Origin of the sequence: Marinobacterium zhoushanense (assembly GCF_014641945.1) — a bacterium.
Lineage (GTDB): Bacteria > Pseudomonadota > Gammaproteobacteria > Pseudomonadales > Balneatricaceae > Marinobacterium_D > Marinobacterium_D zhoushanense.
Map to the genome: position 1 here is coordinate 46,224 of NZ_BMIJ01000004.1, position 25,523 is coordinate 71,746.

The following is a 25,523-nucleotide window of genomic DNA, read 5'->3' on the forward strand; positions in this document are numbered from 1 at the left end:
ACGCCCCCTTCAGCGTTGCTTGGTCTTGTTGTAGACATCGAAGATCACGGCGGCGAGCAGCACCAGGCCCTTGATCACCTGCTGCCAGTCGATGCCGATACCGAGGATCGACATGCCGTTGTTCATCACACCCATGATCAGCGCACCGACCACAGCGCCGATCACCTTGCCCACACCGCCGGACATGGAGGCACCGCCGATAAACACCGCCGCGATCACGTCAAGTTCGAAAGCAAACCCCGCCTTTGGCGTCGCCGTGTTCAGGCGGGCGGCGAAGATCAGCCCGGCCAGCGCCGCCAGCATCCCCATGTTGGCGAAGGTCAGGAAGGTCAGCCTTTCGGTGTTGATACCGGAGAGCTTGGCCGCCTTTTCGTTGCCGCCCAGCGCGTAGATGCGACGGCCGATGGTGCTTCTGTTGGTCAGGAAGGTGTAGACCGCGATCAGCACCGCCATGGTGATCAGCACGTTGGGCAGGCCACGGTAGGTCGACAGCAGATAGGCGATATAGATGATCGCCGCCGCCACCAGGCCGTTCTTGGCAACGAAGAACGCAAAGGGCTCATCATTGATACCGAATTTCAGCGAGCGGGCACGGGAACGGGCCGCCAACAGTACGATCGCGCCAGCCGCCAAAACGCCGAGCAGAATGGCGGTGATATTGGGCCGTTCATCGCTGAACAGATCGGGCACGAATCCGGTGCTCAGCAGCTGGAAACCGCCCGGGAAAGGACCGACCGACTGCCCTTCCAGCAGCGCCAGGGTCAGGCCGCGGAACACCAGCATGCCGGCCAGGGTGACGATGAACGAGGGTATCTTCCAGTAGGCGACCCAGTAGCCCTGAGCGGCGCCGATCAGCAAGCCGCAGACTAAACAGATCGGCACCACCAGCCAGGGCGACATGTGCCAGTTCACCATCATCACCGCCGCCAGCGCACCGATGAAGCCCACCACCGAGCCCACCGACAGATCGATGTGCCCGGCCACGATGACCAGCAGCATGCCGATCGCCATGATGATGATATAGCTGTTCTGCAGGAACAGGTTGGTCAGGTTGACCGGACGCATCAGCGTGCCGTCGGTCAGCACCTGGAACAGCAGCATGATGACGACCAACGCCGCCAGCATGCCGTAATCGCGCAGGTGACCGGCCAGATAGGCTTTGATCGACGGCCCGGTCGGCTGCTCGTCGACCGAGGTTTCGATGGATGTTTTGGCTTGTTGCATAGTTATTATCTCCGCGCACATCTTGTAAAGAGCATCTGCCGATCAGGCGTTGACGATCATCGCCATAATCTTCTCCTGGCTGGCTTCGTGGCCGGCCAGTTCTCCGGCAAAGGAGCCCTCGTTCATCACGTAGATGCGATCGCACATGCCGAGCAGTTCAGGCATTTCGGAGGAGATCATGACCACCCCCTTCCCCTGATCGGCGAGCTGATTGATGATGCTGTAAATCTCGAACTTGGCGCCGACATCGATCCCGCGGGTCGGCTCATCCAGGATCAGTACCTCGGGCTGGGCGTAGAGCCACTTGCTCAACACCACCTTCTGCTGGTTGCCGCCGGAGAGGTTGACTACCTTCTGGAACACGCTCGGCGTGCGTATGTTGAGTGCCTCTCGGTACTCTTCGGCCACACGCCGCTCCTGGGTGTCATCGATGACCCCGTGCTCCGACACGCCGCCGAGATTGGCCAGGGTGGTGTTTCTGAGAATCGTCTCGTCGAGAATCAGCCCCAGCTCTTTGCGATCCTCGGTTACGTAGGCGATGCCGTTGTCGACCGCCTTTTTCACCGTCGACAGATCGACCTCCCGCCCCCTGAGGCGAACCGTGCCGGAGATATTGCGTCCGTAGCTGCGTCCGAACAGGCTCATCGCCAATTCGGTGCGGCCAGAGCCCATCAGCCCGGCGATCCCTACCACCTCACCGGCGGCCACCTTCAGACCGATATCGTGGATCACCTGACGCTCGGCAGACTCCGGGTGCCAGACGTTCCAGCCCGACACTTCGAGCAGGGCCTCGCCGATGGCGGGCGTGCGTTTCGGATAGCGGTGCGCCATGTCGCGGCCCACCATGTCGCGAATGATGTCGGCCTCGCTGATCGCCTGCTTATGGCAATCCAGCGTGGATACCGAGGTGCCGTCACGGATCACCGTGATGCTATCGGCAACCCGGCTGACCTCGTTCAGTTTGTGTGAAATCAGGATCGACGAGATCCCCTGTGCCTTGAACTCCAACAGAAGATCGAGCAGCTTGGCGCTGTCATTCTCCTGCAGTGCCGCGGTCGGCTCGTCGAGGATCAGCAGTTTCACCTCCTTCGACAGCGCCTTGGCGATTTCGACCAGTTGTTGTTTGCCGACGCCGAGCTTCTCGATCAGCGTCGAGGGGTGTTCACTCAACCCGACCCTCTTCAGCAGCTCGCCGGTGCGCGAGTAAGTAGCAGGCCAGTCGACCACCCCCCGCTCAGCCAACTCATTGCCGAGAAAGATGTTCTCGGCGATCGACAGCAGTGGTACCAGCGCCAGCTCCTGGTGAATAATGATGATCCCCTCCCGTTCGCTGTCGACTATGCCGCCGAACGCCATCGGGCGATCCTCGAAACGGATCTCGCCGTCGTAGCTGCCGTGATGATAGACACCGCTGAGCACCTTCATCAGCGTCGACTTGCCGGCCCCGTTCTCGCCGCACAGGGCATGAATCTCGCCGCGCCGCACTTTCAGGCTCACGTTGTCCAACGCCTTCACGCCAGGAAAGGTCTTGGTGATGCCGCGCATCTCCAGAATGGTATCGTGCATGGAATTCGTCCGCTTGACCGCTCCTGCGCATCCATGCGCTCGCGGCATACCGCACATCCTGTACATGAACGGGCTCGCTTCGGCAGGCCCGCAACTGGGTCGCTTACTGAGTGTTCTTGACCTGTTTCAGCGTGTAGTAGCCGCTGTTCACGACCACCGGCTGCCAGTTGGAGGCATCCACCGGAACCGGCTCGAGCAGATAGGAGGGCACCACCTTGACGCCGTTGTCGTAAGTAGAGGTATCGTTGATCTCCGGCTCGCTACCCTTCAGCAGTGCATCGACCATGCCGACGGCGACACCGGCCAGTTCACGCGTGTCCTTGAATACGGTCGAATACTGCTCACCGGCCAGAATCGATTTCACAGAGGGCAACTCGGCGTCCTGACCGGTGACGATCGGCATCACCATATCGGCGGAACCGTAGCCGACACCCTTCAGCGAAGAGAGGATACCGATGGAGAGGCCGTCATACGGAGAGAGCACGCCGTGGATACGCTTGTCGGTGTAGTGCGCGGAGAGCAGGTTATCCATACGCGACTGGGCGAGTGCACCGTCCCAACGCAAGGTACCCACCTTGTCCATACCCATCTGACCGGAGACGATCTTGACCTCGCCGGAATCGATCAGCGGCTGCAGCACTGACATGGCACCGTTGTAGAAGAAGTAGGCGTTGTTGTCGTCCGGCGAACCACCGAACAGCTCGACATTGTAGGGCGGCTGGAAGCGGGTTTTCAGACCGTTGACCAGCGACGTCGCCTGCTGCACGCCGACCTTGAAGTTGTCGAAGGTGGCGTAATAGTCGACATGCTCGCTGTCGCGAATCAGGCGGTCATAGGCGATCACCTTGATGCCCGCGGCATTGGCGTTCTCCAGCGCGTTGGACAGAGTGGTGCCATCGATCGCCGCGATTACCAGCACATCCACCCCCTTCACGATCATGTTCTCAACCTGGGCGAGCTGGGTCGGGATATCATCCTCAGCGTACTGCAGGTCGGTCTTGTAACCGGCCTTCTCGAACTGCTCAACCATCGAGTGACCATCCGAGATCCAGCGTGAGGAGGAGTTGGTCGGCATCGCGATGCCGACATAACCGCTTGCGGCAGAAACGGCCGCACTCGCGGTCAGAAAGGTGGAGCCCAACGCCAGAGTGGCGACAATCTTCTTTATACTTCTCATCGGTTTCTCCCTGTTCGCGGCGTCTCCACCGATCGGTCAATCCGAACCGGCATACGGATTCCGCTGTTATTTTTATCTAGAAACTGAGCCAGCCTTGAGTGTCCGTTCGTCGCCTCCGCCGCGATATCCACGCCGAAAACCGGTCAAGACCGAGTCGACACTCAGGGGTTGAAGACAGAATGCGCCCGAAGAGCATAGCGATCAAATGAAAACTTAGGCGAATGACATACCATAAATGATATGCAAAAGAGAGAAGCATCTCTTATGTTGTGCAACACGCGGTCTCGGAAAGGCGATATGGGGCTCGTTTGAGGGAAATCGGTACACCACCCCTCCTGCGCCTCCATGCGCCGGCGGTATACCGTACATCCTGCACAAAACCGGAGCATAAACAGAGGAGCACGAGTAGCCCTACTCCCCTACCCTCTTAGGCTCCAACAAATGTGAGACTGATTGCATCGGTTTACGCGCTCTGAACTTCAGCACGCACCCCGGAAAAGGAGCGCGTGATCACCCGCTGCAACACGATAAAGCCGAACAGCAGTACGCCGATCATGATCTTGGTCCACCAGCTGTTGAGCGAGCCGTCGAACGCGATCAGGATCTGGATCACGCCCATGATCATGCCGCCGAAGAAGGTCCCGGCGATAAAGCCCATGCCGCCGGTCAGCAGCGTGCCGCCGATCACCACCGCCGCGATCGCGTCGAGCTCTACACCGGTCGCCGCCAGCGGGTATGCCGAGGCGGTGTAGAAGGCGAACACCACGCCGGCCAGCGCACTGAAGAAGCCGGACAACGCATAGACACGGATCAGCGTATGTTCCACCGGGATGCCGAGCAGCTGTGCCGAGTGACGGTCGCCGCCGATGGCGTAGACGTTGCGACCGAAGCGGGTGTAGTGAGCGATCAGGATGCCGACCACTACCGTCGCCAGCATCAGCAACGCCGAGGCGCTCAGCCAGCCGCGTCCCGGTAGCGGCAGCTTGAAGTCACCGACCGCGCCGACGAACGGGTGATCGATCGGCACCGAGTCCAGGTTGATGACAAAGCAGATACCGCGCAGGAAGAACATGCCGGCGAGGGTGACGATAAACGGCTGAATATCGAACTTCGCCACGATCACCCCCATGAAGGCGCCGAATGCGGTGCCGATCACCAGCGCCACCGCCACTGCCGCCAGCGGGTGAAAGCCGAAGCCGGTGACCAACTCGGCGATCAGCACGCCGACAAAGGCGATCATCGAGCCCACCGACAGGTCTATGCCGCCGGAGAGGATGACGAAGGTCATCCCCACCGCGGTGATAATCAGGAAGGCGTTATCGGTCAGCAGGTTGCCGAGCACGTAGGTGTCGCTGAACGCACGATGTTCGTAGATGCCGTAGCCGTACAGCAGCGCCAGTACCGCCACGGTGGCGAGAATTGGGTAGAAACGTTCATTAATCTTCATGCTGCCTCCTACGCAGAACCGCTGCCATTGAGCGCCTGAACTCCGGTGCCTGCATCAGCAGCACCAGCAGCACCACGCCGGCCTTGACCACCAGGGTGTACTGGCTCGGCAGGCCGGACAGCAGGATCCCCGTGGTCAGCGATTGGATGATCAGTACACCGATCACCGTCGCCCCGAGATAGAAGCGCCCGCCCATCAGCGCCGCGCCGCCGAGCACGACCGCCAGGATCGCGTCGAGTTCGAGCCAGAGCCCGGCATTGTTGGCATCCGCGCCACGGATATCGGCGGCGATGATGATGCCGGCCACGGCCGAACACACCCCGGATATCACATAGGCCAGCAGCGTGATGCCACGCGAGTCGATCCCGGCCAGGCGGCTGGCGCGGGCATTGCCGCCGACCGCTTCGATGAACAGCCCCAGTGCGGTTTTACGCATCGTCAGCCAGAGCGCCAGTATCACCGCCGCGGCGATCAGCACCCGCCAGGGGATGCCAAGCAGATAGCCGCTACCGATCGCCTCGAAGAACTCGCCGTGGAAGGTGACAATCTGACCGCCGGTGATCATCTGCGCGATACCGCGCCCGGCCACCATCAGGATCAGCGTGGAGATGATCGGCTGAATCTCCAGATAGGCCACCAGCACGCCGTTCCACAGACCGCACAGCACGCCGCTGCCGACCGCGGCCAGAATGATCAGCCAGGGCGGCAGCTCGGTCTCGCTGATCAGCACTGCCATAACGGCGCCGGAGATCGCGATCACCGAACCGACCGACAGGTCGATGCCGCGGGTGCCGATCACGATCGCCATGCCGACCGCCACCAGCGCCGCAGACGAACCGCGATGTACCACGTCGATCAGCGACCCGTAGAGATGGCCGTCGACAACACGAATGGAGAGAAAATCGGGCGATACCACGCCCATGCAGAGGATAATCAGCAGCAGCGCGCCAAGCGGCGCGAACCACTGCCGCTGCATCAATGCTCTAGGCAGACCCTGACGGTGCTGCACCGATGCTTCGGACTGCGTATGTAAACTGGTCATTGCGCTATCGCCTCGATGATATTGTCCTGAGTGATCTCGTCACCGCTCAACTCGGACACCTTTTTCCTGTCACGCATCACCGCCACCCGGTCGGCGAACACCTCGATCTCCTCCAGCTCAGACGAGGCGACCAGCAGCGCCAGCCCCTCGGCACACAGCGACTTGATCAGTTGGATAATGTCGGCGTGGGCCCCCACATCGATGCCGCGAGTGGGCTCGTCCAGCAGCAGGAACAGCGGTTTCGACACCAGCCAACGCGCCAACACCACCTTCTGCTGGTTGCCACCGCTCAGTTGGCCGACCGGTTTTTCGCTGTCCGGCGTGGCAATACCCAACGCGGCGATCATCTCGTCCGCCAACGCCTGCTGCTCACCCCGCGAAATCGGTCGTAGCCAGCCGCGCCGCCCCTGCAGCGCCAGCATGATGTTTTCGCGCACGCTCAGTTCGGCGACGATGCCGTCCTGTTTCCGGTCCTCCGGACAGAGCCCGAATCCTGCGCGGATGGCGTGCCTGGGGGAGCGCAGCGAGACCGGTTCGCCATCCAGCAGCACCCGACCGCTGTCGGCCTTGTGCACACCGAAGATCAACTCAGTCAGTTCTGTCCGCCCCGACCCCAGCAGCCCGGCCAGACCCACTATCTCGCCACCGGAAAGATCGAGCGAGACCGGGTTCAGCATCCGCTTCCTGCCCAGCCCCTCGACCTGAATCCGGTGCGTCAGACCGGCAAACTGCTCGCTGTCGCGACGCCGGTGGGCGCTGATCTCGGCCAGCTCCCGTCCCAACATCTGGTTGATCAGATCGACCCGATCCAGCTCGGCGGTGACGAAGGTGCCGACCCGCTGCCCATTACGCAGCACGGTGATACGGTCGGTCACGGCATAGACCTGATCGAGAAAATGGGTGACGAAGATAATGCCCAACCCCTTCGCCTTCAGTTCCCGCATGATGCGGAACAGCGTCTGGATCTCATCGCTGTCCAGACTGGCGGTGGGTTCGTCGAGAATCAGCACCCGCGCCTCCAGCGATACCGCACGGGCAATGGCCACCAGTTGCTGAACAGCCACCGAATAGGAGCCCAACGCCCGGTTGACGTCGATCTCGAGCCCCAGCGTCTTGAGCGCCTCCTTGGCTTGCGCGGCCGTTTGCTTCCAGGCGATCAGCCCGCCCCTGCGGACCTGACGCTCCAGCATCAGGTTTTCCGCCACCGACAGGGTCGGAATTAGGTTTACCTCCTGAAACACGGTGGAGATCCCGAGTGCCTGGGCCTCGCCGGGATGATCAGGTGCTATAGCCCTGCCCTCGAGCAGCACCTCGCCCTCATCACGGGGGTGAACGCCGGTGATCACCTTGATCAGGGTGGATTTGCCGGCACCGTTCTCGCCCAGCAGGGCATGGATCTCGCCGACTGCGAGATCGAAATCGACGCCCTGCAGCGCCTTCACGCCGGGGAATACCTTCCCCACGCCACGCACCGACAACACGGGCTGCGTCATATCCGCCATCTTGTACCTCTATCTGCCGCCATGACCGGAGGAGTGCGGCGGACACCCCCTTCGTAACGCCCGCCGCGCGAGGAATCGGCGACCCGCCCACGCGGGCCGCACTATCCCCAACTGCTGGCCTCAACTGCTGCGCTTCTTGTACTCCTCGGCAGCGGTGTCCGGTAGATAGAGCGGACCGTTGGCCTTGATCCACTTCGGCACCTCCCTCCCACTCTTGGCGGTCTTGATCGCATCGAACGCCGGTCCGCCCAGGTGCGGGTTCAGCTCGATGGTGGCATTGGTATCGCCATCGGCCATCGCCTTGAAGATATCGGGCACGGCATCAATCGATACCACCAGAATATCCTCGCCCGGCTTCAGACCCGCCTCCTTGATCGCCTGCACCGCGCCGAGCGCCATGTCATCGTTATGCGCGTAGACCGCACAGATGCTCTTGCCGCCGTTCTCGGCCTTGAGGAAGCTCTCCATCACCTCCTTGCCGCCGGAGCGGGTGAAGTTGCCCGACTGCGAGCGGATGATGCTGAGGCTGGGGAAGTTGCCGATAACGCTCTCGAACCCCTCCTTGCGATCGTTGGCAGCAGAGGAGCCGACCGTACCCTGCAGTTCAACCACATCGCAGACACCGTTGGTTTCGGCCGCCAGCCAGGCCGCGGCCAGCGCCCCCTCCTGCACGAAGTCAGACGCCACCTTGGTCAGGTAGAGGGATTCGTCGGCATCGACCCCACGGTCGATCAAGACCACCGGAATGCCAGCCCCCTTCGCTTCCTTGAGCACCTGGTCCCAACCGGTTTCCACCACGGGGGCCAGCAGGATGCCATCCACGCCCTGGGCGATGAACGAGCGCACCGCCTTGATCTGGTTCTCCTGCTTTTGCTGCGCATCGGAGAACTTCAGATCGATACCGCGGCGCTCGGCCTCTGCCTTGATCGATGCGGTTTCGGAGGTGCGCCAGCCGCTCTCGGAGCCGATCTGGGAAAACCCGATCAGCATCTCCGCCTGCGCCGTGGCCGACAGCCCCAGAGCGACAGCCATTGCCAGGGTGGAACAGACCCGTGTTTTAAGGTGCTTCATTGAGTAGCTCATAAACATCTCCTTGGTCACGGATTCGACACCGGCCCCTGTTGTCGCCGGCTATCAGCTCCGTTTTTTATTTTTTTTTGTGTTTCAACCTAGAGAGCCCGATGGCCCATCAACAACCTAGGCGCCTGCTTTATAACAAGCAAATAGAAATAATGACTTGCCACATACCATTATCGGTATAATACTGCGGTTATGAAAATCGACCTTTCCAAACACCTAAAAATCAATCAGCTACGCCTGATCGCCGCGATAGCGGAGTACGGCCAACTGAGCATCGCCGCTGACGAATTGGCGGTCACCCAGCCCGCCGCCTCGCGCATGCTGGCCGATATCGAACACACCATCGGCGCCAAACTGTTCGAACGCCACGCCAAAGGGATGGAAGCGACGCTGATCGGCCGCTCAGTGGCCCAGCGTGCGCACAACATGCTGGTGGAGCTGCGCGACCTGGCCCGCGACGTGGAGGAGCTGCAACGAGGAGAAGGCGGTGCCGCCACGGTCGGCGCCGTCACCGGTGCGGCCGTAGGCTACGTGATCCCGGCCGTGCGTCAGCTCAAGGCGGTGTCACCCAAGGCCGACATCCATGTCAACGTGGATACCAGTGACGTGCTGCTGCGCGATCTGGCCGCGGGCAAGAACGACTTTGTCCTCGCCCGGATCATCCCGGGCGTCGATGCCAACGAGTTTGAGGTCCACCCGGCCAAATCGGAGGATGTGCGCCTGGTGGTGCGGGAAGACCACCCGCTCGCAAATGCGAAAGAGGTGTCCCTCAAGGAGCTGACCGGCTATGAGTGGGTGATCCAGAGCCACCGGGTACCGATGCGCGATGCGATCAACAACGCCTGCCTGGCCGCCGGTATCCTGCCGCCTGACAACATCATCAACTCCACCTCGCTGCTGGTGATGATCTCGATCCTGGTCTCCTCCTCGGCCATCGCTCCGCTGGCCAGCGAGGTCACCGACCTGCTGATCGGACGCCAGGTGGGCGCGCGGCTGAAGGTGCTGCCACTGCGCGAGCCGATCCAGATGTCGCCCTACTACCTGCTGCAGATGAAGGGACGCCAGCTATCCCCGCTGGCCGCCCGGCTGCGTTCGCTGGTGTCGGAGGAGCTGAAGCGGAATAAGGGTGAGCAAAAATCTGGAAGTGAAAATTAACCTACGCGGTTCGGAGATATCGTCACAATACCCGAGTTATGCTCTCAACAAATTTCTTGATTTAGCGGCTCATCGATCGTAAATAGAGCACGCGCCTTTTTCTAAACAAGCGATCAAACTTCCTCCTCATACAATCCATATAAAACCAAGGACAGGTCTATGCTCAGAAAATCAGTAGCCACTCGTTTGATACTCGTTACATCACTCGCCATTGCTGTGGTGTTCTCACTCAGCGGTTGGCTGGTAACTCAGAAAATCGGTGACCGTTCGGTCGATCTCGCCCTCGCGGAGATGGAGAACCGAATCGATACCATCGGCAGTACCATCCACGCCTATGATAATCAGCTACACCTATCGGCAAATGCGCTCTCGGCGGTTTTCGGCGAGCTCTTCCCCGGCAGATTTTCACTCGATACCGCGCAAAAGGTCGACGTGGCCGGTCAGCAGGTGCCGCTGATATTGAGCCAAGGTCAGGCGATTGCAGGTGACTATTCCCAGGTCGACCGCTTCGCCAGTGCGACGGGCGGTAATGCCACCATCTTCGTCCGCCGTGGCGATGACTTCGTGCGCGTGGTTACGTCGGTCAAGAAACAGGATGGTTCACGCGCTGTCGGCACGCTGCTTGACCATCAGTCACCGGCGTACGCCACCAACCTCAAGGGCGAGGCGTTCACCGGCAAGGTGACCCTGTTCGGACGCCAGTTCATCACCAATTACACCCCGATCAAGGACCCGAGTGGCGCCGTGATCGGTATCCGCTATATCGGCATCAGTTTTGAGGAGTCGCTGCAGGGCCTGAAGCGCGAACTGGAGTCAGTACGCATCGGGCAGCAGGGGCAGCTATTCGTCATCGACGCCAAGCACGGAGATAATCAGGGGCGCTTCCTGATCCACCCGACACTAAAGGATCAGAATATCAGCCACAAGGAACAGGGGGCCTTTATCGGCCAGATGCTGCAACAGGGCAGCGGCTCCATGACCTACCAGTGGGCAAAACCAGGCGCCCAAGAGTCGGAAACCTGGCAGGCATGGTTTGCGACGGTACCAGAGCTGGACTGGGTGGTCGCTGTCGCCCAACCCAGCTCGGAGCTGCATGAGGTCAAGGATTGGCTGGCCCTGCAGATTCTGCTGTCGACCCTTGTCGTCATACTGGTTGCAGCGCTGCTGATCGCTCTGGCCGTAAAAAGGATGATTGCGCGCCCGTTGGAGCAGACAGTCCATTCACTGGATCGCATTGCTGCGGGCGACTATTCGCAACCGCTCGAAGTCGAGGGCGATGACGAACTGGCCCGCCTGCAGGGCGCCGTCAACAAGATGCAGCATCAGGTGTGCGAAGTCTTGCGCGAGATCTCGTCGATGGCACGGGATCTGAGTCAGGCGGCCGTGGGTATGGCCAGCGCCAGCGAGCAGGTTGCCAAAGGCTCCGCCGAGCAAAGTACGGCGTCGAGTCAGATCGCCTCTACGATCGAGGAGCTGACCGTAAGCGTCGATAGCCTGGCCAACCACTCCCAGGAAGCGAAAACGCTGTTCGACTCCTCCAGCGAAACCTCGGCCACAGGCGCAAACGTCATCAACAGAACCAGCGAGGAGATGCTCAATATAACCGACACCGTGCGTTCGGCATCCGATCGAATCGGTCAGTTGGGTGCTCTGTCGAACCAGATCTCCGGCATCCTCGAAGTGATCGAGGGTATCGCAGAACAAACCAACCTGCTGGCACTGAACGCGGCGATAGAGGCCGCCCGGGCCGGCGAACAGGGCCGTGGCTTTGCCGTGGTTGCGGACGAGGTGAGGACACTGGCCGGCCGCACCACCGAGTCTGCCCGCGAGATCACCGCCACGATCGAGAGTATGCAGAAATGTACTCAGGAGGTAGTCAGTGTGATGGCCGCCGGCGTCGAACAGGTCACTCAGGGTGCGGCTCTGTCTGCCGAAGCGGGCGAGTCGATCCGAGCGATCCAGCAGAGCGGTGAACGGGTCAACGAGGTGTTCATGGAGATATCGACCATGCTCAACGAACAGGCTCAGGCCAGCAACGAGGTCGCCCGCAACGTGGAGCGCATCGCCTCGATGACCGACATCAACAACGATTCGATCCGCCAGGTTGCGGGCTCAGCGAAGGAGCTGGAAAAGATGTCAGAATCGCTTACCGGCATCTTGGGACGCTTTAAGATCTGATTGCCGACAAACCGGTCCAGGAACCCCGCCTCGCGCGGGATTCCTACTTATCGCCATCGTTCAGGCCATGCAGCGTCTTGAGCTCCTGTGTCAGTCTCTGGACCAGAAGACGCTGCTCGAATAGCTCCTCATCACTGTGCTCGAGCCGCTGTTTTAGCCGCTCCAGCTGCGATTTCTGATCATCGAGCTCCTGTTGCTGCCGCTCTATAGTCTGTTGCAGTTCATTGACGAAGCTGTAGCGATCATCCGTCTGTGCCGGGCGCTGTTGCGGCTCCTCTATCGGGAGCGGTCCGCCCAGTTCCATCGCGATATGGCTGTAGATCGCTTGCAGATCGCGCTTTTCCCGCTCGCTGTAGCCAATACCGGTTTCGATGACCCGGTGGGCGCTGGCCGCCCCTATGGATCCGGAGAGCGTCATCTCCAACATGCGGTGAAACTCGACCAACTCGATGATGGTGATGCTGTCCTTGTCGCTCGTTCGCAGTAACTCCGCGATCTGTACAACCTCCCGAACCGCATGCTGTTCAGGCAGATAACGCGATAACAGACGAACCGCCTCCTTGTACTTGGGCTGGAAGGGAATGTACGCCTCAAGCCCGGTCGGGCGACCTTTGTGAACGTGGGAACCCGACGACAGCGTACGCAGAAACTCGACCAGATTGGTACGCTCCTCCTTACTCGGCGAATAGAGCCATGACCCGATTATCAGGCACACGATATTGAGAACCAGAGACCAGAACATGCTGTGACTTAGCGGGGACAGCGTGCTAACGCCGAACAGCGCTTCAGGGTGCAGCCAGGCGACCTGCCATGGCCCCGCGTCCAGCATCGTCGTTTCAATCCACCCCTGGCGGATGAATGCCGGTAACACCAGGGTGTACAACCATACCAACAGGCCGGCGCCAAGACCCGCGACCGCACCGATGCGGTTTGCTCCACGCCAAATCATGCCGCCGAACATTGCCGGCGCAAACTGCACCACCGCCACGAATGAGAAGGTTCCCATCGCCGCCAGCATGTAACTGCCACTGAAAGACCAGGCAAAGGCGTAGCTGAACAGAATGATCAACACGATCATCAACCAGCGCAGTTGCAGCAGGTGATGACGGAGAAAGTTGAGGGCCTCAATCGATTCGATCACCGGCAACAGCAGGTGGTTGGTGGCCATGGTCGACAGGGTCATGGTGCTGATGATGATCATGCCGGTCGCCGCCGAGAATCCACCGACAAAGACCAATAGGGTCAGCCAGTCCTCTCCGGCGTTATAGGGCAGTCTCAACACGAACTCATCCGCCTGTGCCAGCGGTAGCCCCTGGAGCAGGCCGGCTCCAGCAATGGGGATTACGAACAGATCGAACAGCACGTTGTAGGCAACGAATATCACGATTGCCTTGAGGATGTCCCGTTCATGTGAGTTTTCCACCACCAACAGGTGAAACTGTCGCGGCAAACACTGCACCGCCACCATGCCCAACACGATCAATGTCACCCACTCGGCCGCAACGGCCCCCTGCGAGGTGCTGGCACTCTTCAACCGCTCCAGGCCCGCCGCATCGATACGGTTAAAAATATCGCCGAAGCCTTCATACTGGCCGTAAGTAACGAAGATCCCGATCGCCAGAATGGCGACAATCTTGACCAGTCCCTGCAGCGCCAGCACCAACGTCACCCCCGGATGCCGCTCCGTCGGGTCCAGCCGGCGAGCGCCGAAAAGCACTGTGAATACCACCATCGCCAGCATCACCATCAGACCTGAGCCAGCCCAGTCCTCCTGGCTCACCGGCAGGATAATGCTGATGGTGCTGACGATCGATTTGAGTTGCAGTGCGATATAGGGCGGGATTCCGAGCAAAGCGATCAATGCGACCAGAGCGGCCACAGCCTGGGAGCGGTTGTAGCGTGCCGAGATGAAGTCGGCGATGTTGGTGATGTGGTATGTCTCCTTGATCCGCACCATGCGGCGAATGGTATACCACCAAAATAGAACCGCCGCGACGGAGCCGATCTCCGTGCCCAGATAGATCAAACCGGAAGAGGCGGCGAATCCAACATTGCCGTAGAAGCCCCAGGAGGTGAAGTAAACCGTCAGTGCCAACGCATAGATATAGGGAGTAAAAACGCTCCTGCCGCCCGGGCGTTTCTCCACTAGCTGCGCCACGGCAAACAGGAAGGCCATGTACAGCGAAATGGTAAGGATCACCAGGCTGGTGCTGAACATAGTATTGATCGCCTGCCTGCTTCGACGCCTTATGCGGCTTTTAGGTGTTATAGACAGGCATTCTTGTCTAGGTCAAACCGGCCTGGGATGTTGACCCCGTGTTGCATGCGCGCTCTTTGTCCAGCAGAGCGCGCTTTCGCTCAAGCCCCCAGCGATACCCGCCAAGACCACCATCGCCTTTCAACACCCGATGACAGGGGATCAACACGCCGATGCGGTTGCGGGCGCAGGCGGAGGCTACTGCCCTGACCGCCTTGGGTTGACCCATACGCTCAGCCAGCTCGCCGTAGCTGAGAATATCCCCTTGCGGTATCTGCAGCAGGAACTGCCAGACCTTCATCTGGAACGCGGTACCGCGCATATCCAGCGGCAGTTCCGGACACGGCGTACCCTCGCCGATATGGCGATTCAGCGCGTCGATCCAGGCATCCAACTCAGGTGTATGCTGCGCGTCGGACAGTATCAGCTGCGCATTGGGAAACTCACCCCTGAGTTTATCCAGCAGCACCGCCTCATCGTCGTCGAACTGCACGCAACAGACGCCCCTGTCCGTCGCCGCCATCAGCATCGGCCCCAATGCGGTCGTTCTGCAGGCATAGGCGATCGTCTCGCCCTCTCCTCCTGCACGGTAGGCTTTCGGTGTCATCCCCATGGTGCGCGCCGCTTCGCCATAGACTCGGCTGATCGAGCCGAATCCCGCCGCATAAATAGCATCGGTGACGCTGCCCTCCTCCTTCAACGAACGCTTCAGCTGTTGCAGACGTATTGCATCCTGATAGGCCTTGGGCGAAATACCGAAGGCGGCCTTGAACGCGCGCTGTAGCCTGGACTGAGACAGTCCGGCCAGTGCCGCCAGCCTAGCCAGGGTCAGACGCTCGTCGGAGTGGGACTCAATGTATCGGGCGACAGTTTCCAACTGGCCAAGACGCGTCACGTTTATTGTCGCCCTCTCTGCTGGCATCGACATTTCACAAGCTCACTACTATTACTGATACTCTCACTATGGACCCTCTGCCGCCCGCGTCTCCATCCGTTTCTTGCCATACCATCGACGGATGACTGTGTTGCAGCAGGCCGTTCAATTCGCCGCCGTAAACTTATACGGCGGTCGATCAGGGTACTGACAACCATCAGGGACGCTCTCCAGTCTCGTCAACGACAAAGGATAGGTTATGTCGTCAATACATAAGATTGCGCTGCTCATCGACTGCGACAACGTGAGCTACAAGTCTATCGAAGGCGTACTGCAGGAGCTGGCCAAATATGGCACGGTCAACGTGCGCCACGCCCATGGCGACTGGAATAACCCCTCGCTTGCCGGATGGATTGAAAAGCTGCACCCTCACGCCATCAGGCCCATGCAGCAGTTTGCCTACACCAAGGGCAAGAACGCCACGGACTCGGCGATGATTATCGACGCAATGGATCTGCTGTATAGCAAGAACGTGGACGCCTTCGCCCTGATGACCAGCGATAGCGACTTTACGCCTCTTGTCATGAGAATTCTGGAGAGCGGTTTGCCGGTATACGGTTTCGGCGAGAAGAAAACACCCCAGGCATTTGTCGATGCCTGCTCACCCTTTATCTATATCGAAAACCTGATCGAAGATGAAAGCGAAGAGGTAGATGCCCCCCAGGCATCACACAAGAAAAACAGGAAGGAGCTGCGCGGTGACAGCGGCTTGGTCAATCTGCTCAGGACCGCCGTCGAACAGACCTCGGATGACGATGGTTTCGCCCACCTGAGCATGGTGGCGAACTATATATCCAACAACAGCTCCTTCTCATCGGTGAACTACGGCTACAAAAAGCTTGGCGACCTGATTCGTGTCATCGATCTGTTCGAGATCGAGATGAGGCACACCGCCATGTACATCAAGGACAAGAGAAGCTAGGCGCTCGCCCGCTTCTCCTGCCCCTCCCCTCATAGCAGACGTTCTTCAGTTTCGGGATCGAACAACACCGCCTTCGACATATCGACCATGAACTCCATATCGGTGCCGACCGGGCGCTGTTCGCGCGGGTCGACACGGCAGTCCACCTCCTGACCGTTCAACTCCACCAGCACCAGGGTATCGGGGCCGGTGGGCTCGGCCACTTCAACACGAGCGGTGAAGTGCGCCACGCTGTCGGCTTCGCTCTTGTGTGGAATCACATGGGTAATCAGCTCCGGACGGATCCCCAGCACCACCTCTTTACCGACCCAGGGCTGCAGCCTTGCATCGGCATGTACCAGCGGCAACGCGTACTCCCGACCATCTTTGGTTATCGCGCGCACCGCATAACGGCCATCACCGCAGGTCAGCTCGCAGCGCAGGAAGTTCATCGCCGGCGAGCCCATGAAACCGGCCACAAACATGTTGGCCGGGTTATCGTAGATCTCCTGCGGAGTACCGAACTGCTGCACCATACCATCCTTCATCACGGCGATACGGTCGGCCAGGGTCATCGCTTCGATCTGGTCGTGGGTGACGTAGACGATGGTGGTTTTCAGCCGCTGATGCAGCTTCTTGATCTCGGTGCGCATCTCGACGCGCAGTTTGGCGTCCAGGTTGCTGAGCGGCTCATCAAACAGGTAGATCTTTGGCTGACGCGCCAGTGCCCGTCCCATCGCCACGCGCTGACGTTGACCGCCGGAGAGCTGTGAGGGTTTGCGATCCAGCAGGTGGCTGATCTGCAACAGATCGGCCACACGCTCCACCTCTTGTATCCGCTCCGCCTTGGGCACCTTGCGGATCTCCAGCGCAAAGGCGATGTTGTCGCGCACGCTCATGCTCGGGTACAGCGCATAGGACTGGAACACCATGGCGATATCGCGATCCTTTGGCGGCAGATGGGTTACTGCTCCACCGCCGATGCAGATATCACCGGAGGTCACCTCCTCTAGCCCAGCGATGGAGTTCATCAGCGTGGATTTACCGCAGCCGGAGGGACCGACCAGAATCAGAAACTCGCCATCCTTGATGCTCAGGTTGATCCCCTTGAGCACATCCACGTTACCGAAAGTCTTTTTAACGTTTTGAATATCCAGAGCTGCCATGATCTTTACCTTTAATTCTTATCATCAGCCTTTGACGGCACCTGCGGTGAGACCGCGCACGAAATACTTACCGGCCAGGACATAGACAATCAGGGTCGGAAGGGCCGCGATCATCGCTGCCGCCATATCCACGTTGTACTCCTTCACCCCGGTGGAGGTGTTGACCAGGTTGTTCAGTGCCACCGTGATCGGCTTGGTATCGCCGCCGGAGTACACCACGCCGAACAGGAAGTCGTTCCACACCTGGGTGAACTGCCAGATGATGCAGACCACGAAGATCGGTCCGGACAGTGGCAGGATGATGCGCCAGAAGATGGTGAAAAAGCCGGCGCCGTCGATGCGTGCGGCGTTGACCAGCTCGGTCGGCACTGCCACGTAGAAGTTGCGGAAAAACAGCGTAGTGAACGACATGCCATAGACGATATGCACGAACACCAGCCCAGTGGTGGTGTTGGCCAGCCCCAACCAGCCCAGGGTCTGCGCCATCGGCAGGATCACCACCTGAAACGGGATAAAGCAGCCGAACAACATCAGGCCGAAAAACAGGTCGCTGCCGCGGAACTTCCACTTGGTCAGCACATAACCGTTGAGCGCACCGAGGAAGGTGGAGATCAGCACCGCCGGGATGGTGATCTGGAACGAGTTCCAGAAGTAACCCTGTACGCCGTCGCAAGCGACGCCAGTGCAGGCGGAGCTCCAGGCCTTGATCCAGGCATCGAATAGGAACGCATCGGGCAGCGCCAGCAGGTTACCGGAACGGATATCGTCCATGCTCTTGAACGAGGTCAGCAGCATCACCAGCAGCGGCATCAGGTAGAACAATACGCCCAACAGCAAGGTGGCGTAGACAAACAGCCGCCCAATGGTGAAGCGCGGCTTATTCAGAGACAGCTCAGCCATTGTTCTTACCTCGCAGCTCAGAGTAGAGATAGGGGATCAGTATCGCCAGCACCACTCCCAGCATCAGCATCGCACTGGCGGAGCCCAGCGCCATCTGGCCGCGGCTGAACGCCGTGGTGTACATGAAGGTGGCCGGCAGGTCGGTGGAGTAGCCCGGACCTCCGCCGGTGAGTGCCATGACCAGGTCGAAACTCTTGATCGCGATGTGCGACAGGATGATGAAGGCACTGAAAAATACCGGGCGCAGATGCGGCAGGATGATGCGCCGATAGATAGTCGGCATGCTGGCGCCGTCGAGCTGCGCCGCCTTGACGATAGAGTTATCGACGCCGCGCAGGCCGGCCAGAAACAATGCCATGACAAAGCCGGACGATTGCCACACTGCGGCGATCACCAGGGTATAGATCGCCATGTCCGGATCCACCAGCCAATCGAAGGTAAACTGCTCAAATCCCCAGTCCTGCAGCAACTTCTCCAGCCCCAGCCCAGGGTTCAGAATCCATTTCCAGGCAGTACCGGTGACGATGAATGACAGCGCCATGGGATAGAGGAAAATGGTACGAATGGAGCCCTCGGCACGGATCTTCTGGTCCAGCAGTATCGCCATCAGCACGCCCAGCCCTAAACAGATCAGGATGAACAGTCCGCCAAAAATGACGATATTGAGCGAAGCCACGCCCCAGCGGTCATTGTCGAGCAGTTTTTCGTACTGCAGCAGACCGACGAAGTCGTATTGCGGCAGAAAACGGGACTTTGTCACCGACAGTACGCCGGTCCAGATCACATAGCCGTAGATGAACAGCAGTGTGGTCAGCATGGTGGGGCCCAACACCAACTTGGGCAGCAGACGCTGTACCCGTTCACCAAACCCCACGCCTCGACGTACAGGCTCGGTGCCGGCAGTAGCATCGTCCGATATGGACGCGGTAGCAGCGGATTGTGTCATTTCGTGAGCAGCCATGATCAACAACCTTCAGGCGAGTTTGGAGAGGGGTATCGTCGATGCGATACCCCGCTGCCTGTCAGATCAGATTAGAGTGATGCGGATTCAGATAGCCGCGCGAACAGCTTTGGCCAGTTTCTCGGCCGCTTGCTCAGGCGTCATATCGTCGCTGTTGAAGAAGTTGGTGACAGTGTCATAGATAGCACCCTGCACCGCCGACGGCACCGCCATACCGTGCGCCATACTCGGCACCAGCCCGCCCTGCTTCGAGGTACTGATGAAGTCGTTCATCGACATCTTCGCGCAGCTGTCGAACTTGTCCATCGGCAGATCGGTACGCACCGGAATGGAGCCCTTGTTCAGGTTGAAAGCCTCCTGAAAGGTGGGCTCCAGAATCAGCCGTGCCAGGTCAGCCTGAGCCTGCTTGTCCCCGGCATCGCTGACCTCGAACATGGCGAAGCTGTCCACGTTGAAGGTGAAGGTGTTCTGCGTGCCCGGCGCAGGTGCGCAGACGTAGTCCTTGCCCGGGATTTTGCCGGCAGCAGTGAACTCACCCTTGGCCCAGTCGCCCATCACCTGCATCGCAGCCTTGCCGTTGATAACCATTGCGGTGGCGATATTCCATTCGCGGCCGGCGGCATCATCATCGATCAGCGGACGCAGACGCTTGAAGGTATCCAGCACCTTGACCATGGTGTCACCGGACAGGGCATCGGCATCGGTCTCTACCATCGCCTTCTGGTAGAAGTCAGCACCGCCGACACCCAGCACTACGGCCTCAAACAGTGTCGCGTCCTGCCAGGCCTGGCCACCGTGGGCCAGCGGAATAAAACCTGCTGCCTTGATCTTCGGTGCAACTGCGATCAGCTCTTCCCAGCTGCTCGGCACCTCATCGACACCGGCTTGTTTCAGTACCTCGGGGTTGGCCCAGATCCAGTTCACGCGGTGAACATTCACCGGTACTGCAACGTAGTGACCGTCGTATTTCATGACATTGGCCACCACCTGCGGCAGCTGCTGATCCCAATTGTTGTTGCCGGCGACCTGATCAAGCTCGGTGAGAAAGCCGAGATCCGCCCACTCCTGGATATCGGGGCCTTTGATCTGGGCGGCGCTGGGAGGATTACCGGATACGGCACGGGACTTGAGCACGGTCATGGCGCTCTCGCCGCCACCACCGGCAACGGCAAAATCTTTCCATTCGTGCCCCTCTTTCTCCAGCAGATCTTTCAATACGGCGGCAGACTTGGCTTCACCGCCCGAGGTCCAGTAGTGGAGAACTTCGACACTGCCGGCGAGAGCTCCAGTGCTGAGCAGCCCGGAGATGGCGGTCGCGAGGATGGTACGCTTTGCGAAAGTGGTCAACATTGGCCTAACCCTTATATTTTTTATTCAGGCATTTGTTTGATCTCCCATGGGGAGCAGGTTGATTAAAACACGCGGCTTTACCACTTAGGGTTACTGGCGGAAAGGAAGTGTAACAAAGTGTTACAAAGCACCTGCATCCGCTTCTTGAACCGGTATTCGAAGCCTAAGAGAAGGTCTTAACCTGAGCTTATCTCAGCCAAAAAACAAATTTTAACATATTGATTTAAATCAAAAAAACCAAAAAACCTAAGTTTAACGCCAGGCTTGCCAAGTAATAACTTTGTTGGCAGACTCTGTTCTGTTGTTCGGTTCAGATCTCAAGGAAAGAGCGTATCGACCAGGATCAGGGAAATCGTCGAAGTCGAATATTCGTCAGCATCCAGTTACATATAGTCTTTGAACTGGTGTGAAGTATGTGCCGAAGACGAGCCAACCTGCCGTTGAGAACCTATCTTTTTTAACGGTCCAATCCGACTGCAACAGTTACCCTGATGACGGCTTGCCATATTCAGGAGTTTCGAATTTCGTGAAATTCAATAATTTGAAATGGATGCATAATGAAAAAAGCAGTTTCGATTTTAACAGCAGTGTTGGCCTTGGCAGTAATGTCCGGGTGTTCGATAAATCACCCTGTCGCAAAGGATTACCCCCAGTTCCTTGAAAAACATGCCAATAGCGTAGAGCTTCCGAAAACCAATATTCAGTCCGATTACTTTATTGATGGCGAAACTCAAAATAACCGATACGAGTTCCGCGCCGCTACCGTCGGTTATGCCCATCTGTGGATTGTGGAGTTTGGCACGATTCTCGACGAATCGCTGAATGCTCCCTACGTACAAAACGCTTTCGGCCGACTCACTAAAACGGACGAGGGCCACACCCAAGATGGCAACCTGATTGAGTTCAGTCTTGAAAACTACGAATTCAAGAATTATCACGCCTATGTATCGATGCGTATCAAACTTATGGACGGAAACAATGTTACGCTGGATAAGGTATATTCAGTAGAAGGCGCCTCGAAAGGGTCACAAATGTTTTGGGGCGGTCCTTTCGGAATGAAAAATGCCACCTTGGACTCTACCAAAACCGCCATCGATAAAATTCTGGCCGATTTCATAAACGATATTCCAAGCACCTGATAAAATTTCCAGTCGGCCGGTAAACGAAATCGATCAATAAACTCGTATTACCGGCCTACTATTCAACCTCCTCGCCAACCCTAGCTTGCTATTCAGGCATCTGTCGTAAGGCGCTGTAGAAGATCAGTTAACCGATTAATGGCGCGGTAGTGTTACGTCCACCTCCAGACCGCCGCCTTTGCGATTGGCAAGCCGCAACTCACCGCCATGGGCATGGATGATGTTGCGGGCAATACCCAACCCCAGCCCGGTGCCGCCGGTATTGCGGCTGCGCGACTGCTCGACGCGGAAATAGGGCTCGAACAGCTGCTCGATCATATCCTCGGGCACGCCGGGGCCGCGGTCGCAGATACGGATAATGAGCTGCTGATCGCTGTTTTCGACCCAGACCTCGGCACCGCCGCCGTAGAACAGGGCGTTGTCGATCAGGTTGCGCAGCGCCCGTTTCAGCGCCAGCGGCCGGGCCGATAGCGCCGGGCCCGCGTCGCCCTGCAGCGTCATGTCACGCCCCAGCTCCTGCGCATCCCCCTGCAGCGACTCCAGCAGTGCGAGGATATCCACCGGTTGCAGCGGCTCGTGGATATCGGTGCCACGTGAACACTCCAGCGCCCCCTTGACCATCTGCTCCAACTCCTCGAGATCGCGGCCGAAGGTGTCGCGATCCCGTGGATCATCCAGCATCTCGGCACGCAGTCTGAGCCGGGTAATCGGCGTTTTCAGATCGTGGGAGATGGCCGAAAACAGCCGCTCCCGGTCGTCGATAAAGCGCTGAATCCGCTCCTGCATCCGGTTGAACGCCTGGGCGGTGGCCTTGATCTCCAGCGGTCCTCGCTCCGGGATAGGTTCACGCTCCAGGCCCAACCCCAACTGTTCAGCAGCCCCGGAGAGCTGTGCCAGCGGCCGGGTCAACCAGCGCACGATGGCGCCGCCGAGCAGAAGCAGGATACCGAGCAGCAGCGCCAAAAACAGCAATCGGTCCATCGGCAGGTAGTCGCTCTTTACCAGCAGATCGGGTTTGGGCAGCAGCGCGGCCAGATAGAGCCATTCGCCGTCGCCCATACCGACCTGGGCCACCAGAATGGGCGGCGACTGGCTGTCGTAGATCAGGCTCTGTTGCGACCAGCGCGGCGGCAGATCGAGCAGCAGTGTACGGTTATTGAACACATGCAGGTTTTCCGGCAGCGAAAAGCTGACCAGGATCTCCGGGGCGCTGCCCAGCTTCTTGCGTAGTCCCTGAGTAAAACGCTCCAACACCAGCTGCTTGAGCGCCGAGTCCTCGATATCGGTAATCTCGATCACCTCGCGGTTGAGCGACACGAAAAAGCGAGTGCCCCCCATATCGCGCAGCTGAGACAGGACCAGGTGACGGTATTCGCTGGGCAGGGCGCGGAAAAAGGTCACCGTGGAGGAAACCCCCTCAGCCAGGTCTTCCGCCATGCGCGCCGCGACCTCACGCTTGTCGCGGCTGATCTGCTGCACCCAGATCAGGTTGCTAACCACCTGGGCCAGCAGCACGCCGAGCACCATTACCAGCAGCATGCGCTTGAGCAGCGAGCCGGGGATCAGTGTGCGGATCAGCTTCACGCCAGGCGCTCCACTTCGACCGCCAGCACGTAGCCGGCCCCACGCACGGTCTTGATAATATGCGGGTCCTTGCCATCGTCCCCCAATCGCTGGCGAAGCCGGCTGAGCTGCACATCGATACTGCGATCATAGGGGGAAGCTTCTCGACCGCGGGTCAGGTTCAGCAGGTCATCCCGGCTCAACACCTGGTTGGGATGTTCGAGAAACAGCTGCAGCAGATTGAAATCAGCACCGCTAAGCGGCTTGATCACACCTCCGGGATCGATCAGGTCGCGATTCACCCGGTCCAGGCGCCAACCGGCAAAGCAGAAGAAGCGCGGACTGTTGGCACTCTCCGGCACCGTCTGTACCCGCCTGAGCACTGCCTTGATCCGCGCCAGCAATTCGCGCGGGTTGAAGGGTTTGGCCACATAGTCGTCGGCCCCCATCTCCAACCCGACGATGCGGTCGGTCTCCTCCGCCGACGCGGTGAGCATAATGATCGGCAGTTCCGATTCGGCGCGGATACGGCGACAGAGCGAGAAGCCGTCCTCGCCCGGCATCATCAGATCGAGCACGACCAGGTCGATATCCTGTCGTGCATGCAGCAGCGCCATCAACTCGCTGCCGTCGGCAAGGGTCAGCACCGAATAGCCGTTGCGCTGCAGATAGGACTCCAGCAACTCGCGTATCTGCTGGTCGTCATCGACCACCAGAATCTGTTTGCTCTTTTCGCTAGGGGACATGCTCTCTCCGCGCCGCATCACAACTGATGGAAACGGCCGTACTGAGTTTTTATTATTCTGGCTCATCAGTGGATTTTATTCTTCTTCCAGCCAGTCCATGCAAAATGTAACAAAATAATGTAAGTTTACAACATTCAGTTTTCACCGAATCGCCCGGACTGGAGCCTATCAATGAATACCGCCGACCGCACCTCCCCAATCCCCACGGCCCTGATCGGATTTGGTTTTTCCGCCCGCGTCTTTCACCTGCCGTTTGTGCAGGCCCTGCCCGACTTCCGCCTGACGGCGGTGAGCACCAGTCGTGACGATAACCTGCACCTGATCGATGAGAGGGTCAGCCGGTACCGCGATGCGCAGACCCTGCTGGCGGAGGACGAGGCGCGTTTGGTGATCATCACCACACCGAATGACAGCCACTACACGCTGGCTCGCCAGGCGCTGGAGAGGGGCAAGGATGTGATAGTCGACAAGCCATTTGTCTGCAGCAGCAAAGAGGGACAGGCGTTGATCGACCTGGCCAAAGAGCGCAACCGGCTGCTCTCTGTGTACCAGAACCGGCGCTGGGACGGCGATTTTCTGACGCTGAAATCGCTGATCGCCTCCGGCCGACTGGGTCAGGTTCGCTTGTTGGAGTCGCGCTTCGACCGTTTCCGCCCAGAGCCCCGGGAGCGCTGGCGGGAACAGCCCGGACGTGGCAGCGGGATCTGGTTTGATCTCGGCCCACACCTGCTGGATCAGGCGCTGCAGCTGTTCGGCTCGCCACAGGCGATTACGGCACGGCTGGCCTGCCTGCGCGAACAGTGCGAGGTTACCGACTATTTCCACGTCCAGCTGCACTATCCGCAGCTCGAAGTGGTGCTCAACTCCAGTCCCTACTGTGCGTCGGCAAACCTGAGATTTCAGGTTGAGGGCAGCGGCGGCAGCTATCGCAAGCAGGGCCTGGATCCGCAGGAGGCTCGATTACTGGCCGGGGTTCGTCCCGACCGCGATGAGTGGGCAAAAGAAACACCGGAGCAGTGGGGCCAGTTCAGCGATGCGCAAGATTCCGAGGTCATGGAAACCCTGTGCGGCGGCTACCAGCACTACTACCAGGCGGTCGCCGATACACTGCTGCGTGGCGGGGACAACCCGGTGCCGGCCGAGCAGGCGCTGGAGGCGATCCGCCTGATAGAACTGGCACAACAGAGCAACGACGAAGGGCGCCGGATCAAGCTCTGACCAGCGCTCGCCGGGTC

At 59.2% G+C, this 25,523-nt stretch carries 20 protein-coding genes; 5 read left to right on the forward strand and 15 right to left on the reverse strand.

The window, feature by feature from the left end:
* Window positions 1–9: 9 nt before the first annotated feature.
* From mmsB to IEX40_RS10025, 7 genes are all read right to left on the reverse strand, one after another.
* The gene (gene mmsB, locus IEX40_RS09995) at window positions 10–1,224 is read right to left on the reverse strand and encodes a multiple monosaccharide ABC transporter permease (RefSeq protein ID WP_188747836.1); all 1,215 of its coding nucleotides are present in this window, start codon (window positions 1,222–1,224) and stop codon (window positions 10–12) included.
* A 42-nt stretch (window positions 1,225–1,266) separates the two neighbouring features.
* Window positions 1,267–2,790, reverse strand: a complete 1,524-nt coding sequence (gene mmsA, locus IEX40_RS10000) for a multiple monosaccharide ABC transporter ATP-binding protein (protein ID WP_188747838.1) — start codon at window positions 2,788–2,790, stop codon at window positions 1,267–1,269.
* 103 nt (window positions 2,791–2,893) lie between these two features.
* Complete coding sequence (gene chvE, locus IEX40_RS10005; RefSeq protein WP_188747840.1) at window positions 2,894–3,967, reverse strand: multiple monosaccharide ABC transporter substrate-binding protein; 1,074 nt, start codon at window positions 3,965–3,967, stop codon at window positions 2,894–2,896.
* A gap of 463 nt (window positions 3,968–4,430) precedes the next feature.
* The gene (yjfF, locus tag IEX40_RS10010; protein ID WP_188747841.1) at window positions 4,431–5,414 is read right to left on the reverse strand and encodes a galactofuranose ABC transporter, permease protein YjfF; all 984 of its coding nucleotides are present in this window, start codon (window positions 5,412–5,414) and stop codon (window positions 4,431–4,433) included.
* A complete protein-coding gene (locus tag IEX40_RS10015) occupies window positions 5,404–6,456 on the reverse strand; it encodes an ABC transporter permease (RefSeq protein WP_229680692.1) in 1,053 nt (350 codons plus the stop codon). The genes yjfF and IEX40_RS10015 overlap by 11 nt, the downstream gene beginning before the upstream one ends.
* Window positions 6,453–7,958, reverse strand: coding sequence for a sugar ABC transporter ATP-binding protein (locus tag IEX40_RS10020; RefSeq protein WP_229680693.1), 1,506 nt, complete (start codon window positions 7,956–7,958; stop codon window positions 6,453–6,455). The genes IEX40_RS10015 and IEX40_RS10020 overlap by 4 nt, the downstream gene beginning before the upstream one ends.
* Before the next feature lie 120 nt (window positions 7,959–8,078).
* Complete coding sequence (locus tag IEX40_RS10025; RefSeq protein WP_229680694.1) at window positions 8,079–9,041, reverse strand: ABC transporter substrate-binding protein; 963 nt, start codon at window positions 9,039–9,041, stop codon at window positions 8,079–8,081.
* A 189-nt stretch (window positions 9,042–9,230) separates the two neighbouring features.
* Between IEX40_RS10025 and IEX40_RS10030 the strand changes: the two genes are divergently transcribed.
* Together IEX40_RS10030 and IEX40_RS10035 are read left to right on the forward strand one after the other, a co-directional pair.
* Window positions 9,231–10,193 carry a LysR family transcriptional regulator gene (locus IEX40_RS10030; protein ID WP_188747844.1) on the forward strand — a complete coding sequence of 321 codons (963 nt, stop codon included), beginning with the start codon at window positions 9,231–9,233 and terminating at the stop codon, window positions 10,191–10,193.
* A gap of 159 nt (window positions 10,194–10,352) precedes the next feature.
* Window positions 10,353–12,371, forward strand: coding sequence for a methyl-accepting chemotaxis protein (locus tag IEX40_RS10035; protein ID WP_188747845.1), 2,019 nt, complete (start codon window positions 10,353–10,355; stop codon window positions 12,369–12,371).
* Window positions 12,372–12,414: 43 nt separating this feature from the next.
* Here the strand turns inward: IEX40_RS10035 and IEX40_RS10040 are convergent, their stop codons facing one another.
* Together IEX40_RS10040 and IEX40_RS10045 are read right to left on the reverse strand one after the other, a co-directional pair.
* The gene (locus tag IEX40_RS10040; RefSeq protein ID WP_188747847.1) at window positions 12,415–14,589 is read right to left on the reverse strand and encodes a hypothetical protein; all 2,175 of its coding nucleotides are present in this window, start codon (window positions 14,587–14,589) and stop codon (window positions 12,415–12,417) included.
* A 67-nt stretch (window positions 14,590–14,656) separates the two neighbouring features.
* On the reverse strand, window positions 14,657–15,556 hold the full coding sequence (locus tag IEX40_RS10045; protein WP_188747849.1) for a bifunctional transcriptional activator/DNA repair enzyme AdaA: 900 nt from the start codon (window positions 15,554–15,556) through the stop codon (window positions 14,657–14,659).
* 205 nt (window positions 15,557–15,761) lie between these two features.
* Between IEX40_RS10045 and IEX40_RS10050 the strand changes: the two genes are divergently transcribed.
* Entirely contained in the window at window positions 15,762–16,484 is a 723-nt protein-coding gene (locus IEX40_RS10050; RefSeq protein WP_188747851.1) for an NYN domain-containing protein, read from the forward strand.
* A 29-nt stretch (window positions 16,485–16,513) separates the two neighbouring features.
* Here IEX40_RS10050 and IEX40_RS10055 read toward each other — a convergent pair whose 3' ends face one another.
* The 4 genes from IEX40_RS10055 to IEX40_RS10070 form a co-directional block, all read right to left on the reverse strand.
* Window positions 16,514–17,629, reverse strand: coding sequence for an ABC transporter ATP-binding protein (locus IEX40_RS10055; RefSeq protein ID WP_188747853.1), 1,116 nt, complete (start codon window positions 17,627–17,629; stop codon window positions 16,514–16,516).
* A 24-nt stretch (window positions 17,630–17,653) separates the two neighbouring features.
* Window positions 17,654–18,529 (reverse strand): carbohydrate ABC transporter permease, encoded by an 876-nt coding sequence (locus IEX40_RS10060; protein WP_188747854.1) that lies wholly within the window; start codon window positions 18,527–18,529, stop codon window positions 17,654–17,656.
* Window positions 18,522–19,490, reverse strand: a complete 969-nt coding sequence (locus IEX40_RS10065; protein WP_229680695.1) for a carbohydrate ABC transporter permease — start codon at window positions 19,488–19,490, stop codon at window positions 18,522–18,524. The genes IEX40_RS10060 and IEX40_RS10065 overlap by 8 nt, the downstream gene beginning before the upstream one ends.
* A gap of 87 nt (window positions 19,491–19,577) precedes the next feature.
* Complete coding sequence (locus tag IEX40_RS10070) at window positions 19,578–20,840, reverse strand: ABC transporter substrate-binding protein (RefSeq protein ID WP_188747856.1); 1,263 nt, start codon at window positions 20,838–20,840, stop codon at window positions 19,578–19,580.
* Window positions 20,841–21,397: 557 nt separating this feature from the next.
* Here IEX40_RS10070 and IEX40_RS10075 point away from each other — a divergent pair.
* Entirely contained in the window at window positions 21,398–21,979 is a 582-nt protein-coding gene (locus IEX40_RS10075) for a hypothetical protein (protein WP_229680696.1), read from the forward strand.
* A gap of 135 nt (window positions 21,980–22,114) precedes the next feature.
* On the opposite strand, the gene IEX40_RS10080 is transcribed toward IEX40_RS10075, so the two are convergent.
* Both IEX40_RS10080 and IEX40_RS10085 read right to left on the reverse strand, forming a co-directional pair.
* Window positions 22,115–23,563, reverse strand: coding sequence for an ATP-binding protein (locus tag IEX40_RS10080; protein WP_229680697.1), 1,449 nt, complete (start codon window positions 23,561–23,563; stop codon window positions 22,115–22,117).
* Window positions 23,560–24,288 (reverse strand): response regulator, encoded by a 729-nt coding sequence (locus tag IEX40_RS10085; RefSeq protein WP_188747857.1) that lies wholly within the window; start codon window positions 24,286–24,288, stop codon window positions 23,560–23,562. Before IEX40_RS10085 ends, IEX40_RS10080 begins: the two co-directional genes overlap by 4 nt.
* Before the next feature lie 171 nt (window positions 24,289–24,459).
* On the opposite strand from IEX40_RS10085, the gene IEX40_RS10090 reads away from it, so the two are divergent.
* The gene (locus tag IEX40_RS10090) at window positions 24,460–25,506 is read left to right on the forward strand and encodes an oxidoreductase (RefSeq protein WP_188747858.1); all 1,047 of its coding nucleotides are present in this window, start codon (window positions 24,460–24,462) and stop codon (window positions 25,504–25,506) included.
* Window positions 25,507–25,523: the final 17 nt, after the last annotated feature.